The sequence below is a fragment of the Streptomyces sp. NPDC055815 genome (genome assembly GCF_053616475.1).
On sequence record NZ_JBSHDU010000007.1, the window covers coordinates 46,578 to 61,171 of the forward strand.

General features: G+C 71.3%; 20 protein-coding genes. 11 read left to right on the top strand and 9 right to left on the bottom strand.

Features of this window, described 5'->3' with window-relative positions:
- Window positions 1-4 precede the first annotated feature (4 nt).
- The 4 genes from ACWGN5_RS07335 to ACWGN5_RS07350 form a co-directional block, all read right to left on the bottom strand.
- Window positions 5-748, bottom strand: coding sequence for a response regulator transcription factor (locus ACWGN5_RS07335; RefSeq protein ID WP_453511945.1), 744 nt, complete (start codon window positions 746-748; stop codon window positions 5-7).
- Between the two features lie 74 nt (window positions 749-822).
- Entirely contained in the window at window positions 823-1,725 is a 903-nt protein-coding gene (locus ACWGN5_RS07340) for an amidohydrolase family protein (RefSeq protein WP_453511947.1), read from the bottom strand.
- Complete coding sequence (locus ACWGN5_RS07345) at window positions 1,712-2,047, bottom strand: antibiotic biosynthesis monooxygenase family protein (RefSeq protein WP_453511949.1); 336 nt, start codon at window positions 2,045-2,047, stop codon at window positions 1,712-1,714. Before ACWGN5_RS07345 ends, ACWGN5_RS07340 begins: the two co-directional genes overlap by 14 nt.
- Before the next feature lie 86 nt (window positions 2,048-2,133).
- The gene (locus ACWGN5_RS07350) at window positions 2,134-3,000 is read right to left on the bottom strand and encodes a DUF2797 domain-containing protein (protein ID WP_453511951.1); all 867 of its coding nucleotides are present in this window, start codon (window positions 2,998-3,000) and stop codon (window positions 2,134-2,136) included.
- 25 nt (window positions 3,001-3,025) lie between these two features.
- Between ACWGN5_RS07350 and ACWGN5_RS07355 the strand changes: the two genes are divergently transcribed.
- On the top strand, window positions 3,026-3,427 hold the full coding sequence (locus tag ACWGN5_RS07355) for a hypothetical protein (protein ID WP_453511953.1): 402 nt from the start codon (window positions 3,026-3,028) through the stop codon (window positions 3,425-3,427).
- A gap of 69 nt (window positions 3,428-3,496) precedes the next feature.
- Here ACWGN5_RS07355 and ACWGN5_RS07360 read toward each other — a convergent pair whose 3' ends face one another.
- Both ACWGN5_RS07360 and ACWGN5_RS07365 read right to left on the bottom strand, forming a co-directional pair.
- Window positions 3,497-4,324, bottom strand: a complete 828-nt coding sequence (locus ACWGN5_RS07360) for a BRO family protein (RefSeq protein ID WP_453511955.1) — start codon at window positions 4,322-4,324, stop codon at window positions 3,497-3,499.
- A gap of 124 nt (window positions 4,325-4,448) precedes the next feature.
- Window positions 4,449-4,814 carry a PH domain-containing protein gene (locus ACWGN5_RS07365; RefSeq protein WP_453511957.1) on the bottom strand — a complete coding sequence of 122 codons (366 nt, stop codon included), beginning with the start codon at window positions 4,812-4,814 and terminating at the stop codon, window positions 4,449-4,451.
- Window positions 4,815-4,936: 122 nt separating this feature from the next.
- Here ACWGN5_RS07365 and sigJ point away from each other — a divergent pair, with 122 nt between their 5' ends.
- Together sigJ and ACWGN5_RS07375 are read left to right on the top strand one after the other, a co-directional pair.
- The gene (gene sigJ / locus ACWGN5_RS07370) at window positions 4,937-5,884 is read left to right on the top strand and encodes an RNA polymerase sigma factor SigJ (protein WP_453511959.1); all 948 of its coding nucleotides are present in this window, start codon (window positions 4,937-4,939) and stop codon (window positions 5,882-5,884) included.
- 96 nt (window positions 5,885-5,980) lie between these two features.
- Window positions 5,981-7,165, top strand: coding sequence for an NAD(P)/FAD-dependent oxidoreductase (locus ACWGN5_RS07375; RefSeq protein ID WP_453511961.1), 1,185 nt, complete (start codon window positions 5,981-5,983; stop codon window positions 7,163-7,165).
- Window positions 7,166-7,206: 41 nt separating this feature from the next.
- On the opposite strand, the gene ACWGN5_RS07380 is transcribed toward ACWGN5_RS07375, so the two are convergent.
- The 3 genes from ACWGN5_RS07380 to ACWGN5_RS07390 form a co-directional block, all read right to left on the bottom strand.
- Window positions 7,207-7,791: a signal protein gene (locus ACWGN5_RS07380; RefSeq protein WP_453511963.1), complete on the bottom strand. Its 585-nt coding sequence runs from the start codon at window positions 7,789-7,791 to the stop codon at window positions 7,207-7,209.
- Between the two features lie 406 nt (window positions 7,792-8,197).
- On the bottom strand, window positions 8,198-8,767 hold the full coding sequence (locus ACWGN5_RS07385; RefSeq protein WP_453511965.1) for a GNAT family N-acetyltransferase: 570 nt from the start codon (window positions 8,765-8,767) through the stop codon (window positions 8,198-8,200).
- Complete coding sequence (locus ACWGN5_RS07390; RefSeq protein WP_453511967.1) at window positions 8,764-9,537, bottom strand: GntR family transcriptional regulator; 774 nt, start codon at window positions 9,535-9,537, stop codon at window positions 8,764-8,766. The genes ACWGN5_RS07385 and ACWGN5_RS07390 overlap by 4 nt, the downstream gene beginning before the upstream one ends.
- 654 nt (window positions 9,538-10,191) lie before the next feature.
- Here ACWGN5_RS07390 and ACWGN5_RS07395 point away from each other — a divergent pair.
- Genes ACWGN5_RS07395 through ACWGN5_RS07430 form a run of 8 tightly spaced genes read left to right on the top strand, consistent with a single transcriptional unit; the run spans window position 10,192 to window position 14,594 of the window.
- A complete protein-coding gene (locus tag ACWGN5_RS07395; protein ID WP_453511970.1) occupies window positions 10,192-10,458 on the top strand; it encodes a DUF6284 family protein in 267 nt (88 codons plus the stop codon).
- The gene (locus tag ACWGN5_RS07400; RefSeq protein WP_453511972.1) at window positions 10,455-10,793 is read left to right on the top strand and encodes a hypothetical protein; all 339 of its coding nucleotides are present in this window, start codon (window positions 10,455-10,457) and stop codon (window positions 10,791-10,793) included. The genes ACWGN5_RS07395 and ACWGN5_RS07400 overlap by 4 nt, the downstream gene beginning before the upstream one ends.
- Window positions 10,790-11,827, top strand: a complete 1,038-nt coding sequence (locus tag ACWGN5_RS07405; RefSeq protein WP_453511975.1) for a DUF2637 domain-containing protein — start codon at window positions 10,790-10,792, stop codon at window positions 11,825-11,827. The genes ACWGN5_RS07400 and ACWGN5_RS07405 overlap by 4 nt, the downstream gene beginning before the upstream one ends.
- Window positions 11,824-12,051, top strand: coding sequence for a hypothetical protein (locus tag ACWGN5_RS07410; protein ID WP_453511978.1), 228 nt, complete (start codon window positions 11,824-11,826; stop codon window positions 12,049-12,051). The genes ACWGN5_RS07405 and ACWGN5_RS07410 overlap by 4 nt, the downstream gene beginning before the upstream one ends.
- Window positions 12,051-12,386, top strand: a complete 336-nt coding sequence (locus ACWGN5_RS07415) for an RRQRL motif-containing zinc-binding protein (protein ID WP_453511981.1) — start codon at window positions 12,051-12,053, stop codon at window positions 12,384-12,386. The genes ACWGN5_RS07410 and ACWGN5_RS07415 overlap by 1 nt, the downstream gene beginning before the upstream one ends.
- Window positions 12,387-12,400: 14 nt before the next feature.
- Entirely contained in the window at window positions 12,401-12,721 is a 321-nt protein-coding gene (locus ACWGN5_RS07420) for a hypothetical protein (RefSeq protein WP_453511983.1), read from the top strand.
- Window positions 12,722-12,735: 14 nt separating this feature from the next.
- Window positions 12,736-12,972 carry a hypothetical protein gene (locus ACWGN5_RS07425; protein WP_453511986.1) on the top strand — a complete coding sequence of 79 codons (237 nt, stop codon included), beginning with the start codon at window positions 12,736-12,738 and terminating at the stop codon, window positions 12,970-12,972.
- Window positions 12,969-14,594, top strand: coding sequence for a hypothetical protein (locus ACWGN5_RS07430; RefSeq protein ID WP_453511989.1), 1,626 nt, complete (start codon window positions 12,969-12,971; stop codon window positions 14,592-14,594). Before ACWGN5_RS07425 ends, ACWGN5_RS07430 begins: the two co-directional genes overlap by 4 nt.

Consider the following 14,594-nt stretch of genomic DNA (forward strand, 5'->3'; position numbering starts at 1 on the left):
GGCCCTACTCCCCCGGCTTGATCAGATACCCGGCCCCGCGCCGGGTGTGGATCATCGGCGAGCGGCCCGCGTCGATCTTCCGGCGCAGATAGGAGATGTAGAGCTCGACGACATTGGCCTGGCCGCCGAAGTCGTACGACCAGACCCGGTCGAGGATCTGCGCCTTGCTGAGCACCCGGCGCGGATTGCGCATGAGGTAGCGCAGCAGCTCGAACTCGGTCGCGGTGAGGTGGATGGACTCGCCGCCCCGGGTGACCTCGTGGCTGTCCTCGTCGAGGGTCAGGTCCCCCACGACGAGTAGGGACTCGCTGCGCGTCTGCGCGGCCCCGGACCTGCGGATGAGGCCGCGCAGCCGGGCCACGACCTCCTCCAGGCTGAAGGGCTTGGTGACGTAGTCGTCACCGCCGGCGGTGAGCCCGGCGATGCGGTCCTCGACGGCGTCCTTCGCCGTCAGGAACAGCACGGGTACGTCGGGCAGCTCGCGGCGGATCGAGCCCAGCAGGCTCAGCCCGTCGACGTCCGGAAGCATGATGTCGAGGATGACGACGTCGGGCCGGAACTCGCGCGCGGAGCGGATGGCGGCGGCCCCGTCCCCGGCGCTGCGGACCTGCCAGCCCTCGTAGCGCAGGGCCATGGAGAGCAGCTCGGCGAGCGAGGCCTCGTCGTCGACGACGAGCACCCGGACGGCGGTTCCGTCGGCGCGGAGCATGTCGGCGTGGGTGCCGGTGCGGCGTGTGGTGACGGTCATGGCACCACGGTGTCGGCCGCCGCTGAGAGGCCTCTTTCCCTTTCCTGTGAATTCCCTGAGAAAGACCCAGGGGGTTACTGAGCGTGTTTCACGTGAAACAACGCGGCTCCGTTCTCGTAGAGGACCCGCCGGAGCCAGTCGTCGCCGAGCCCGAGGCGTTCGAGGGCGTGGAGCTGGTGGACGTACGGATACGGGATGTTCGGGAAGTCCGAGCCGAGGAGGATCCGGTCGCCGAGGTCGAGGAGCCGCTTGCGCTCGGTCTCCGGGAAGGGCGCGAGCCGCTCGCTGAAGTCGGTGAAGGCCATGGTGGTGTCGAGGTGGACCTCCTCGTACCGCTGGGCCAGGTCGAGGAACTCGCCGTACTCCGGCATCCCCATGTGGGCGACGATCACCCGCAGCCGTGGGTGGCGGGCGAGCAGCCGCCCCATGGGCCTGGGGCCGGTGAAGTTCCCCGGGGTCGGGCCGGAGCCGCAGTGGACCACGACGGGCGTACGGCTGTCGGCGAGCGTCCCCCAGACGGCGTCGAGCGCCGGGTCGCCCGGGTCGAAGCCGCCGACCTGGAGGTGCACCTTGAAGACCCGGGCGCCGGCGTCGAGCGCCTGGTGGACGTACGCGTCGACGCCCGGCTCGGGGAAGAAGGTCGCCGTGTGCAGACAGTCGGGGGTGCGGGCGGCGAAGTCGGCGGCCCAGGAGTTCAGCCAGGCGGCCATGCCGGGCTTGTGCGGGTAGAGCATCGCTGTGAAGGCGACCGCGCCGAACCCGCGCAGGAGGGCGAGCCGGCGCTCCTCCTCCTCGCGGTAGGTGATGGGCCACTCGACGCCGGTCAGGGGCCCGACGGCGTCGAAGTACGCCCAGACCTTGTCGAGGACGTTCTGCGGCATGAAGTGCGTGTGCACATCGACGAGCCCGGGGAGCCGGAGCCGGGTCAGCAGCCCTCGGGTGTCGCTCGCGAGCCCTCCAGGCTCACTCGCGCTCATAGCCGTAGCTCCGCTCGACCTTGCCGATGTGGACGCTGTAGCTGTCGTACCAGTGCTTCCGCCCGTGCGCCTTCGCGGCCTGGTGCTCGGTGTGGAGGCGCCAGGTGTCGAGGGACTCCAGGTCGCGGAAGTAGGCGACGGTGATGCCGATGCCGCCGGGGGTGCGGGCGGACTCGTAGCCGAGGAAGCCGGGGATCTCCCGGACGATCTCCTGCATCCGGGCGGAGGTCTCGGCGTAGCCCTCGGGGGCGTCGGGACGGATCGAGGTGAAGACAGCGGTGTAGTAAGGCGGTTCGAGGCCCGCCACCAGCTTCGGGGTCATGTGATCACCCTCGCCGGGGCGGAGGCGGGATGTCCACGGCGGCCGGGGAAAGGGATCCAAGACTTTACGAAGGAGGATCCGGGGGCTCAGAACAGCCCTTCCTGGGCGGTCACCACCACGGGGACCACCGCCGTCACCGGAACCGAGAAGTCCTCGTCCTCCCCGGCGGCCTCAAGGATCCAGCCGCCCATGAGCCGGGTGTCGAGGGCGAGACAGCGCCCGTCGGGGGCGAGGAGGTGCAGGTCGGGGCCGGCCGCGGCGAGCAGCCGCCCCGTGACGACGCCGCCGCCGACGAGCTCGGCGACCGTGCCGTCGAGCGCCGGCAGTCCGGCGAGGTGGAAGGCCTCCACGTGGTCACGCGCGGCGAACTCCAGCGGCTCCAGGGTCTCCGTCCAGCCGCCGACCGCCCGGGCGCGCCGGTACAGCTCCTCGACCTCGCGGGCCCGGTCCTCGACCGGCGGCAGGGCGTGCCGGGCGGCCCGCTTGCGCTCGTACGCCACCCGGTCGGGCACACCGAGGGCCTGCCGCAGGACCTCCTCGGTGCGGCGGGCGGCCATCAGCGGACCCCGGCCGAGCCAGCTGAACGCGACGGCCCCCTGCTCCAGGAGCCGGGCCTCGCCGCGGGCCTCGGCGGTGATGCCGACCTTGGTCATCCCTGGCCCGAACCAGGCCAGGTAGACGCGGTACGGCCGCGGGTCGTCCGCGATCGTGTCGGCCGCGACGGAATGGGCCCGGTCGAGCCGCGCGCACTCCGGACACCGCCCGCCGGTGGCCCGCCCGGGGACGACGGCCTCCAGGGGGCAGGGATTGCCGCGGGCCCCGGGACACCGCCGGACGCCGACGGCCCGGAAGGCGAGCCGCTGCCCGTACGTGAGCGTGCTGACGCGCCCGCCCCGCCACCGCAGCCCGGGCACGCCACCGCCCCAGCCGATCCCCCGGCACCACCACTCCACGCGCGCACCTCTCTACCCTGCTTCGGTGTCCAGTCTCCGCCACATCCGCTTCCAGTCCCCGACCCGAAGCCCGCGGGGCCACCACCCCGGCGTCTTCGGCCTCGCCAACGCGCTGGCCCGGGAGGGACGGCTCTCCCCCGAGGAATGGAGGATCTGGCGCGCCTCGAACGACTGGTACGACGCGCACTTCCCGAACCCGACGACGGTGGACCCGACGGTCTACGACCCGGTGGTGAACCCGGGGGCCGCCGCCTGGTTCCGTCCGACGGCGACCGAGGCGCTGGCCCGGGTCGCCCCGTACCTGCGCATCCTGCGAGTCCACGGCGTGCCCTGCGTACGCCTGGAGTCGGCGGACCCGGGCCGGATCGTGTACGAGGACGCGTACCAGGTGGTGGCGGTGGGACTGAGGGGTCAGGGCAGCACGTAGATGCGGGCGCGTCCCGGGCCGCCTCAGGGCAACACGTAGATGCGGGTCCCGTCCGGGGCGGCCGTTCCCTCAGGGCAGCACGTAGATCCGGGTCCCGTCCGGGGCCGGTCTGCCCACCTCGCGCATGCAGCCGCGTTCGAGGAGGAGGCGGACGCAGTCACGGACCCGCTCGCAGGACAGTCCCGTGCGACGGGTGACGTCCTGGGGCCGGTAGCGCACCCCGCCCCGGACGAGCGCGGGCGCCAGACAGGAGGCCACCGTCCGCATGTCCCCGGTGATGGCCCAGGACTCGACGAGCTCCTGCGGGGTGAGCGCGACGGCGGCGCCGGTGCGCTGGCGGGGCACGGCGAGCCGCTCCAGGGAGTCGGCGACCCTGGAGAGGTTCTGCCGGGTCTCGCGGAGCAGCTCCGCGTACTCGACGTGCTCGGCGTACGCGGCGGCCCCCTCGTCGAAACGCCCCTCCAGGCGTACGAGGACGTCGACGAGCTCCGGCGGCAGCAGGTACCCGGTGTGCACCGGCGAGGGTTCGAGCCCGTATCCGCCGTACCGCTGGACCGCCGCCACGACCCCCGCCGTCCACGCCCGGAACGGCCCGGCCTCCGGTCTGCGGCAGGCCCCGACGAGCTGGACGAGCCCCTCCAGGCTCACCATCCGCGTCGCCGCCCGGATCCCGGTGGACCGGCCGGGAAAGCCGGCGCCCCCGCCGAGGTCCCGCGCGGCCGCCAGGCACTCCTCGGGCAGCGTCACGGTCCGCAGCGCCTCCCGCGTCCCCGCGTACCCCAGCCGTTTCGCCACGTCCACCACAGGGAACCAGTGGGTGCCGTCCGGCGAGGTCAGCCGCCGCAGGCGCGCTCCGGTGGCGACGTACGCCAGGTCATCGATGTCGATCGCGTCCATCGATCATCACCTCCGCCTCGCAAGCTAGGCCGAGGGCATATTCAACTGACATGCAAATCAGACAGGTTCACCCAAAAGGGGAGGGTTTTCGGGGATTCCCCCAAAAACCCTCCCCTTCACCTGCTTACTTGGCGACGAACTGCGTGAGGATCGCCTGCACCTCGTAGATGTCGACACCCTTGGTGAAGGTCTTCGTGACGGGCAGCTGGGTGCCCGAGATCCAGATCTTCAGCTCGGCGTCCAGGTCGAACGTGCCGGCCGTCTCGACGGCGAAGTGCGTGATGCTCCGGTACGGGATCGAGTGGTACTCGACCTTCTTGCCGGTGATCCCCTGCTTGTCGACGAGCACGAGCCGCCGGTCGGTGAAGAAGATCGTGTCGCGGATCAGCAGGTACGCGGCGTGCACCTGCTCCCCCTGGCCGAGCAGCCGCGCGAAGTCCTGCTGCGCCTGCGCCGGATCGATCTTGTGCGCGTTCCCGAAGAGCGCCATGCCCCAAACCCCCACATCGGATGAGAAAGAAAGATCATCCGACCCTAACTCCCGCCCCGCGGAACCCGCTACGTCCGTTTCCGCCCTGCCCTCGCGCACCCCATCGGACTAGGATCCGGACCATGCCTCTGACCTTGAACGACGTGGACCGGTTCGAGGCCTCGCGGCCCCGCCTGGAGGCGATCGCCTACCGCCTCCTCGGCTCGGCGAGCGAGGCCGAGGACGCCGTGCAGGACACGTTCCTGCGCTGGCAGGCCACCGACGTCGACCGCATCGAGGTCCCCGAGGCCTGGCTGACGAAGGTCCTCACCAACCTCTGCCTCAACCAGCTCACCTCGGCCCGCGCCCGCCGCGAGACGTACGTGGGCGAGTGGCTGCCCGAACCGCTGCTCGCCGGCGACCCGATGCTCGGCCCCGCCGACACCGCGGAGCAGCGCGAATCGGTCTCGTACGCCGTCCTGGCGGTGATGGAGCGCCTCTCCCCCAACGAGCGCGCGGTGTACGTCCTTCGGGAGGCCTTCGACTACCCGCACCGGGAGATCGCCGAGATCCTCGACATCAGCGAGGCCTCCAGCCAGCAGATCTTCCACCGCGCCAAGAAGCACGTCGCCGAGGGCAAGGCCCGTACGGAGATCGACGAGGCCGAGGCGCAGCGGATCGTCGAGGAGTTCCTCGCGGCGGCCACCAGCGGCCGGACCGAGCCGCTCGTACGACTGCTCACGGGCGACGCCGTCGCGATCGGCGACGGCGGCGGCAAGGTCCCGGCGCGTGCGAAGGCGTTCGAGGGCGCGCTCGCGGTGGCGACGTTCATGCGGGGCCTGTTCAAGCCCGGTGTCGCCAAGCGCAAGGTGATCGGCGGTTCGCCCGACGTCTACGCCACGACCGCGAACGGCGTCCCCGCCGCGGTGGCGGTGCTCGACGGCCGGGTCGTCGGCATCATGTGCCTGGAGGTCACGGCAGAGGGCATCACCGCGTTCCGGAACCAGGTGAACCCGGACAAGCTCGAGCGGGCGACGAGGCAGTGGGCGAAGACCGACCACGGAGCCCCTCTGGTGCAATCAGCCTTCTAACCCCTCCGCTGTGACCCAGGTCACACCACACTCCTGTCAGGAATCGCAGGGCTACCCGGTTCAAGGGTCGACACCGCGCGAGACAGGAGCAGGAAGATGCAGCAGCACCGGATCATCGTCCTCGGAGCCGGCTACACCGGAGCCATCGCCGCCGGACGCCTCGCCAACCAGCTCCACCGCGAGGACGTCGCGATCACCCTCGTCAACGCCGAGCCCGACTTCGTCGAGCGCGTCCGCCTGCACCAGCTGGCGGTCGGCCAGGAGCTCACGCCCCGACCGTTCAGCGAGATGTTCGCGGGAACGGGTGTGGAACTGAAGCTCGCGAAGGTGACGGCGATCGACGTGGACCGCAAGACGGTCTCCGTCACGGCCGGAACCGGCGACGAGGAACTTGCGTACGACACCCTGGTCTACGCCCTCGGCAGCGGCTGGAACCCCCAGGGCGTCCCGGGCACGGCAGAGCACGCGCACGAGATCGCCGGCCGCGCCGGAGCGCTCCGGCTGCGCGAGCGCCTGGCCGCCCTGGAGGCAGGCCAGTCCGTGGTCGTCGTCGGCGGCGGCCTCACCGGCCTGGAGGCGGCGACCGAGATCGCCGAGGCCCGCCCGGACCTCGACGTCGCCCTGGCCGCCCGAGGCACCCTCGGCGACTGGCTCTCGGACAAGGGCAGGCGGCACGTACGCAAGGTCTTCAAGGACCTCGGCATCACGACGCACGAGCACACCGAGGTCACGGCGGTGGAAGCGGACCGCGTGACCACGCCCCACGGCTCCTTCCCGGCCGCGGTCACCCTCTGGACGACGGGCTTCGCGGTGCACCCGATCGCGCGGGCCACCACCCTGGAGGTCACGGACACCGGCCGGATCGTGGTCGACGGCACGATGCGCTCGGTCTCCCACCCGGACGTGTACGCGGTCGGCGACGCGGCCCTGGCCATGGGCCCGGGCGACAAGCCCCTCCGCATGTCCTGCGCCTCGGGCACCCCCATGGCCTGGCAGGCGGCCGACGCCATCACGGCCCGCCTGACCGGCGGAAAGCTCCCCAAGACCCAGCCGCGCTACTTCAACCAGTGCATCTCCCTGGGCCGCAAGGAAGGCCTGATCCAGTACGTCACCGCCGACGACCGCTCGATCCGCGCGGCCCTGACGGGCCGCCTCGCCGCCCGCTACAAGGAACTGATCTGCAAGGGCGCGGCGTGGGGCGTCGCCAACCCGAACCTCGGCCTCCCCACCCGCCGCCGCCACATCCTCCCGACCCGAACCCCGGCCACCGCCACGGCCTGACAAGCAAACAACACAAGAGCCCCGGACTCCCGTCCGGGGCTCTACGAGGCGGTGACGGTCAACGTGTAGTCCACACCGGTCGAGAAGTCGCCCGACCGTCCACGGATCTTCAGGGAATGCTTCCCGGAAGCGAGGGGCGGCAGTTGTACCCACAGGCCGCATCCTGTCGCTGCGAAGCGCCCTTCCTCCCCGGTGAGCGGGTTACCCGGAGCGCCTTGCACCGTGATCGGTTCGCCCTTGTAGGTCTCCGGCTCGACGACCTTGCCGTCGAGGAGCACGGTCCCCTGCGCGCTGCTCATGAAGGCCGCACAGTTCCGACGGTCTCCGAAGGTGTTGACGACAGGCGCAGCAAGCGGACGCCCGCCAGGAACCTCGCACGCGCGCTTGACCTGGCCGCCGAAGGTTCCGGCCAGGAACCACACGTCGTCCGGCTGATTTCGTCCGCACGCGCTTCCGTCCGTGTCGCTGACAGGATTGGTCGCGTCGGGCTCCGAGGCTGCCCATGTCCACCACCGGCCTTGCAGCTCCGCAGAGGGGAGGCGCACGGTCTCCTTCGCCGGAGCGGTGCTCGCCAGCGCGGTGCTCGCCGGCGCGGTGCTCGCCGGCGCGGTGCTCGTCGGCGCCACTCGTTCCGTGTCCTCCGAGCCCGCGGCTGCCTGGGTCCCGCAGCCCGCCAAGGCCGCCATCACCACCGCGGTCAGACCCGCTACTCCAGCTTTGAACCTCATGTGGCCCCTCCCGATCGGACGCGCCGCCTTGTCCCCACCACCGACGCGACATGAGCGGACACGCTACCTGCGGGGCAGGACCGGACTGTCTTCACAACGCAAGAGGCCCGGACTCTCGTCCGGGCCTCTTGTCTGTGTGCACTCGGCAGGATTCGAACCTGCAACCTTCTGATCCGTAGGCGCGTGCCACTCCTCGTGACGCCCGATTACACCTGCCGACACACGCGGTCAGGCGGGCGTCACCACGGCTACTCGTCTGTGGCTGTCTGCTGTTGTGCGTGGACGTTGATGTCAGCGACTGATGTCAGGCGTTGTCGAGCCGTGAGCCCGATCCCACCAGGTCAGTGAGCCCATGCGCCGTACTGGACGTCGCTCGACGCTGCGCGAGCCACCCGGAGACCCGAGGGCCACCGTTGACCGCTCCCCCCTCAGTGACCGTTCGCACGTGCTCGAACCCGTGGCGGAGGTAGTAGTCCTGGAGTGGCTTGTTCGTGGTCCACGCGTCGAGTCGGAGCCATGTGGCGCCGGAACGATTCGCCCAGTCGCCTGCCCAATCGAGCAGTCGGCCGCCAAGGTCTTGGCCGGCGTGCGTGCGCGCCACAGTCAGCTTGTTCACAAACCGGGACTCCTCCTGGAGTTCCTGATCGTTCCAGAGACCTTCCTCCGCGTCTGGGGTCACTGTGATGGTCGCCGCCGTCGCCGAACCGTCGCGGACCATGAACACCACTCCGGCCTCGATCGTGCTCAGCAACTTGTCGGCCGGGTAGGGGCGCTGCCACTGGTCAGTGCCGAGGGCGGTGAGCCACGACGCGGCCTCCTGGCGGAACGCGAGCAGGACGCCCAAGTCGTCTGCGGTCGCTCGCTCGATGATCACTGGGGTTCGTCCTCCTGCCGAGCGGACAGCGTGCCGATCTCGTAGTTCATCCGGTTCAGGTCGCCCCGGAAGGTCGTGATGGTGCATCGGATGACCTTGTCCGCCGAGTAGCCAGTACGGGTCCAGAGCAGCACTGGGACGCCCGCGCCGATGTCGAGCAGCCTCGCTTCATCCGGCGTGGGCATCCGGGCCGCGATCTCGTCGAAGTAGCCGACCTGCTCGACGCCGAGACCGGCCAAGTACCGAGTCGTCCCCTCAGCGATGTCGCCGGGCTCCGCCAGTCGCGGAGCCTCCTTCACGAGCCAGTCGGGGTAGTAGGTGGCCTGAGTCGACCACGGCACGTCATCCACGAACCGATGACAGAACCGGAGAACGGTGGTCGACTCCCGCTCGACCTTGAGCCGCTCCGCCACATACTCGGTCGCCGGAGTCACCTCGACGCGGAACGTCTGGGTGGGGTGGCGGCCGGCGTTGGTGACGTCGGTGCTGTAGGCATCGCCGTTCTGCGGGAAGGTCAGATTCTCGAAGCGGGACGCGTTGAGCTCGAACACCTCATGCTTCCGAACCTCGTAACCGAGCCCCTGGCTCGACGAGATCAGACCCTCGCTGACCAGCAAGGCAAGGCCGGAGCGGACGGTGTTCCTGGAAGCGTCGAAGCGAGTACACAGGTCGGCCTCGGAGGGCAGGCGAGAGCCCGGCTTGTAGACGTCGTTGTCGATGTCGCGACGAAGCGCGTCCGCGACCTGCCGGTACTTCGGCTGCTTGTTCATGCGTCCATCATGACGCACTCGCTCAACTTGTTGGTACATGTAGGCCCCGATCGCTTGACGACTCACTGTCCGTGGGTGCAACATCACTGCATCAGCTTGTACCAACAAGCTGAGCAAGTGGTGCAACACCATTAAGTGTGCCCACTTATGGCGGCATTCCCGCTGGTTGGGGGCAGCTCCTGGAGTTGCCCGGCGCCCGGAGAGCTCCGGCTCGAAGGAAGCGACTGCGCTTTGAGAACTGAACAGTGGACACAGAACGACAGGCATCTGCGACAAGCCGCAGGCCCTGCCGCACGAACACTCCGGGTCGCCCTTCGGGTCGGCCGAGGAGTCCTCTACGTGCGGTGAGACAAGGGCAGAGATCGCATCCACACCACGCACCCATGTCCGCCCCGACGGAGGCCGACGTGAAGCAACGAAGAACCTGGGCGCCGCTCCCGCTGGACCGGCGGAGCGGCCGCGCCCACCGCGTCACCTGACCAACCGCAGCCGCCCGGCTGCGGCCGGTTGCCTCCTCCGCCCGTCCGGGCCCCTTCTCGGGGTTCCGTACGGGCGGGGTCGAGGGGAGCCGGATGGTTCCAACGGCGAGAGGCCCCGGAGCGGCTACTCCGGGGCCTCGTTCGGGCCGTTCCTCTGAGAAGGGAGCACGACCCAATGAAGTCCATCATCACACTCCCCGCCACCAGCGGGGCCCTGGCGTTCGACGGTGAGCCGTCGGGCGCGGAGCTGGACGCGGTCGAGCTGGAGATGCCGCTGATCCTGGCGGAGGTCGACCTGCTCGACGCGGAGATCATGACGATCCACCGCCCGGCCACGGAGCTGGACGAGCGGCGGATCCGGCGGGCCCGTAACCGGGTGCTGGCCGAGCGTCGGGACCTGACGAACCGCGTCGGCGCGATGCTGACGGGCGGTGCCGCGTGAGGGCCCGGACGCTGGCGGACCTGTCCGCCCCGCTGATGGTGCTGCGGCTGCTGGCGACGGAGTTCCCGGACCTGCCGGCCATGTCCCTGCAGGTTTCGACGATCTTCCCGGACCGGTTGTCGCTGACGTTCCACGACGACTGCGCCGGGTTCGAGGCGTGGCGCGAGGCCCTGAACATCGCCCCCGAGTCGGTCGTTCAGGATGTTCAGGGCGGCGGCCGGACCCGGGTCCTGGCCGCTCGCACGGACTTCGCGGGGGCAGTGGTCGAGCTGACCGGCTTCGCGCCGGTCCCGGCCATCGAGCCGGTGCCGACGGGTGCGGGGGCGCTGTCGTGAACGGTGTTCAGATCCGTTCAGCGGAGCAGGCCCTGAGCGTGGGCACGTGGCTGATCGTGGGCGGGGCGATGCTGTACTCGGTCCTCACGGTCACCCCGCTGATGCGGGCCCACACCCCCGAGGACTGGCGGTGGACGGCGCCGATTCTGCCGCTCGTGGTGGACGCGGCGGTCGTCATCGTGGTCCGTCTCGACTCGGTCCTGGCCCGTCTCGGCGGGCACGGCGGCCGGTGGCCCATCGCGCTGCGGTGGATGACCGGCGGCATGACCCTGACCCTGAACATCGGCGACTCCGCGCTCAAAAAAGACCTGGTCGGGGTCGCGGTCCACTCGGTGGCGCCGCTGCTGCTGATCCTGACGGCCGAGACCGGTCTCGCCTACCGCCGCTCCATCACCGCCGCCGTGACGGCGCTGGAGGAGCGGGAGCGGGCCGAGCGCCGGCAGCGTGAACAGGAGGCCCGGCAGCGCGCCGAGGAGGCCGAGCAGGCCGACCGGCGGCGGGCCGATGAGGAGGAGCGCCGGGAGCGGGAACGCCGGGAGTTCGACGCCCGGATGGCCCGTGAACAGCGCGACCACGAAGCGGCACTGGCCCGTGAACAGGCCGAGCGCGAGGAGCGTGCGCAGCAGGCGGAGCGGGACCGGATCGCGGCCGTCGAGCGGGCGGAGCGGGAGGCTCGTGAACGCGCTGAACGCGAGCGTGAACAGCAGCGCCAGGCCCGTGAACGCCGTGAACGTGAGGCCGTCGAGCGTGCCGAGCGCGATCGTCGGGAGGCCGTCGAGAAGGCCGCGCGTGAACAGCGTGAGCGTGAGGAGCGGGCCGAGCGTGAACGCGCCGCGCTCCTGGCCGCCGGCCCCGCGCCGGTGAAGCAGTCCGAGGAGCAGGCCCGCCAGACCGTGGCCGCCGCGTACGCGACCGGAGTGCCGGTGCGGCAGGCCGCCGAGCTGTGCGGCTGGTCCGTCGGCTGGGTCTCCGCCCGCTACCAGGAACTGCGCGACACCACTGCCGCCCCGGCTCTGGAAGGAGTGTCCCAGTGAAGCTCTCCCCGAACACCAACCCGCCCGCGCCCACCAACTTCCTCATCCGGTTCCACAACCAGACCGGCGCCGCCGTCGACGTCACCAGCTCGGGTCACTCCGGCCGCTGGCACTGCCACGGCTGCGGCGACGGCTCCCACATGCCGCAGTCGATGCTGACCGCCCGCAGCATCGCCAACGAGCACGCCGCCACCTGCCGGGCCTCCTACCACCGGCTCCGGTGATGGGAAGCCTGCCCGTCTACCGCTGGCGTCTGGCCCCGGAGGGGCTGGCGACGTTCCGGCAGCTGAGGGCGCTGGGGCTGCGGCCGGCCGGTCAGCCGGTCGTGGCCCAGCTCGAACGCCCCCGCCGCCGGCGCGATCCGCTGGTCGCTTTCCTCTACCGCGTCGACCTGGCCCGCCCGGTCCGGCCGATGACCCCGGCCCGGTGGGCGGCCCTGGAGCGGGCGAACGCGGCCCGCCGGGTCTGCCCCTGCTGCGGGCGGGACGCCGGATACCGGATCCCTCCCTCGCTCGGCATGTGCGTCCCGTGCGCGGACGCCCCCCAACTCGCTGCTTGACCTGGAGGTTCTTCGTGAACACCAAGATTCGCCGGCACAACGCGGTGATGGCGGGCGCCGGACTGGTGGCCGTCGCCTGCGGCGCGGTCGTCGCGCTGCGGCTCGACGCGTACGCGGTGCCGTTGTGGCTGTCGGCGCCGTGCGGCTACGCGATCGCGTCGGGTCTGCTGACGCTCGCGGCCCGCGCGGCCGGCGCCCTCGGCACCACCACGTACGCGTGCACGGTGCTGGGCTGCACCTTCTCCGCCCGCCTGCGCTGGGCCGGTCCGGCCGAGCACCGGCGCTGGCAGGAGGCCGCCGCCACCCACCCCCAGCACCTCATCCCCCGTTCGTGACCTGGAGGTTCCCCATGCAGAACAACCATCCCCAGGGCACGCACATGTACGTGCTGTCCCTGCAGAACAGTCAGATGAGCGCCTGCACGATCTCCGGCACCTACACCCCGCCGCCGGGAGCCACCCGGTTCGACATCCTCAACCGGCTCCGGCTCGACGCGGTCCGTCAGTACCCGTCGATGGAGGGCTCCATCGTCGTCTACTTCGCCCTGGAGACGAACGACCTGACCGGCGAGGGGGTGGCCCGGTGACGGACCTCAGCACCGAGCCGATCCTCACCACCCCGGAACCGGTCCCCCCGGCCGACCCGGCCCCCAGCCTCGCACCGGAGCCCTCCGAGTCCGTGGGGAAGTCGGGTGTGGAGCACACGGCGGGCGGCTGGCCGGTCGTTCCCCTCGCCCTGACCGGCGCGAACGCCACGGTGACGATGCTCGCCGGGGCCGCGCTCGTCGGCGGCCCCATCGCGGCGGCCGTCGCCGTGACCGGCGCCGTCGTCCTGGGCGCCACCACTGCCCGCACCAGCAAGAACAACGCCCGGCAGGCCAAGGCGAGCAAGATCGGCACCGGATCGGTCGGGAAGTCGGCCGACGGGTCGGGCCGTGTCCCGTCCCAGCCCAAGCGCGGTTCCACCTCCGGGACCCGTACGGGGGCGAGTTCTCCCGCGTCGGGGAAGAAGACGGCCCGCTCCGGTGCCGCCGCGGGCACGCTCCGCTCCGCGAGCGGACCTGCGGCCGGTCAGCGCGGCGGCCGGAAGGCGGGTGGCCCGGCCGCCACGTCGGCCGGGTCCGTCTCGAAGGTCCCCGGTCCGAAGGGGCGGGTGTCCGGCAGGAGTTCGACCCCGTCGGCGGTGAAGCCACGGGGCCGGGTCGGGCAGGTCAGGGCGCTGCGTGAGCAGGCCCGTTCGGTGCAGCCGTCGAAGGCGGGGCGGCGTGCGGAGACCACGGCGGCCCGCCGTCAGGTCGCCGATGCCCGCCGGGCCGCGAAGCACGATGCCCGCACCACGGCCGCCGCGAAGAGGGGGCCGGTGGGCCGGTCGGTCGGGAAGGCCGCCGGCCGGGTCGGATCCGCCCGCGGCACCGCCATCGAGCGGCTGCGGAAGTCGCGGGACACCTCGGCGGCCGGGAAGGTCGCCGAGCAGCGGGCGGAGGTCCGCAAGGCCCCCGCCAGGGCGAGGGCCCGCAAGGCGCTGTGGAAGTCGGCCGCCCGGTTCCAGGGCCGCCGACTGCTCGCCGCCCTGCTCGCCGGGGCGCTCGGCCTGGTCGGCCTGGTCACCACCCCGCTCGGGCGCAAGCTCGGCTGGGCGTGGCTGCAGCACCCCGGCCGCCGCCTCTACGCCCGCCTGCTCAAGAAGGCGAGCGAGGAGCGGGAGGACCGGGACAGCGTCACCCGCGCGGAGCTTGTGGTCCTGGAGGCCGTCGCGGACGCCGAGGCCGCCGACGAGGCGGACCAGATCGGGGACACGGCCCAGCGTCCGGCCGGACTGGTCCCCAGCATCCCCACCACCAGTGAGAACAGCGAGGGAGAGATCGTGTCGGGTTTCCGGTTCGAGGAGTACGCGGCGGAGATGGAAGCGGCCGCCAACAGCTATGAGCCCGAGAACGCCATGGAGATCCTCGCCATGGTCGAGGGGCTGCCCGCCGCCCTGACCAGCGTGGCGAACGTGATGAAGGTCCTGGCCGAGCGCGCCGACTCGGAGTTCCCGCTGGAGAAGGAGGTCGCGGACGGCTTCAACGACATCTTCGGCGCCCTCATGTCGGCGGTCGCGGTCGCGGAGGACATGGGGCCGCTGTTCCGGCAGGCCCACGAGCAGGACATCGCCCGTCACGAGGACCCGCGCAACGGGCCCGAGGCCGAGAAGGGATGGAACGTCTGA

What these genes read in the sequence shown, in the direction of transcription:
- ACWGN5_RS07425 (WP_453511986.1), top strand. Translation starts at nt 12,736, where the DNA reads ATGCAGAACAACCATCCCCAGGGCACGCACATGTACGTGCTGTCCCTG.
- ACWGN5_RS07375 (WP_453511961.1), top strand. Translation starts at nt 5,981, where the DNA reads ATGCAGCAGCACCGGATCATCGTCCTCGGAGCCGGCTACACCGGAGCC.
- ACWGN5_RS07360 (WP_453511955.1), bottom strand. Translation starts at nt 4,324, where the DNA reads ATGGACGCGATCGACATCGATGACCTGGCGTACGTCGCCACCGGAGCG.
- ACWGN5_RS07390 (WP_453511967.1), bottom strand. Translation starts at nt 9,537, where the DNA reads ATGAACAAGCAGCCGAAGTACCGGCAGGTCGCGGACGCGCTTCGTCGC.
- ACWGN5_RS07415 (WP_453511981.1), top strand. Translation starts at nt 12,051, where the DNA reads ATGGGAAGCCTGCCCGTCTACCGCTGGCGTCTGGCCCCGGAGGGGCTG.
- ACWGN5_RS07365 (WP_453511957.1), bottom strand. Translation starts at nt 4,814, where the DNA reads ATGGCGCTCTTCGGGAACGCGCACAAGATCGATCCGGCGCAGGCGCAG.
- ACWGN5_RS07395 (WP_453511970.1), top strand. Translation starts at nt 10,192, where the DNA reads ATGAAGTCCATCATCACACTCCCCGCCACCAGCGGGGCCCTGGCGTTC.
- ACWGN5_RS07335 (WP_453511945.1), bottom strand. Translation starts at nt 748, where the DNA reads ATGACCGTCACCACACGCCGCACCGGCACCCACGCCGACATGCTCCGC.
- ACWGN5_RS07340 (WP_453511947.1), bottom strand. Translation starts at nt 1,725, where the DNA reads ATGAGCGCGAGTGAGCCTGGAGGGCTCGCGAGCGACACCCGAGGGCTG.
- ACWGN5_RS07345 (WP_453511949.1), bottom strand. Translation starts at nt 2,047, where the DNA reads ATGACCCCGAAGCTGGTGGCGGGCCTCGAACCGCCTTACTACACCGCT.
- sigJ (WP_453511959.1), top strand. Translation starts at nt 4,937, where the DNA reads ATGCCTCTGACCTTGAACGACGTGGACCGGTTCGAGGCCTCGCGGCCC.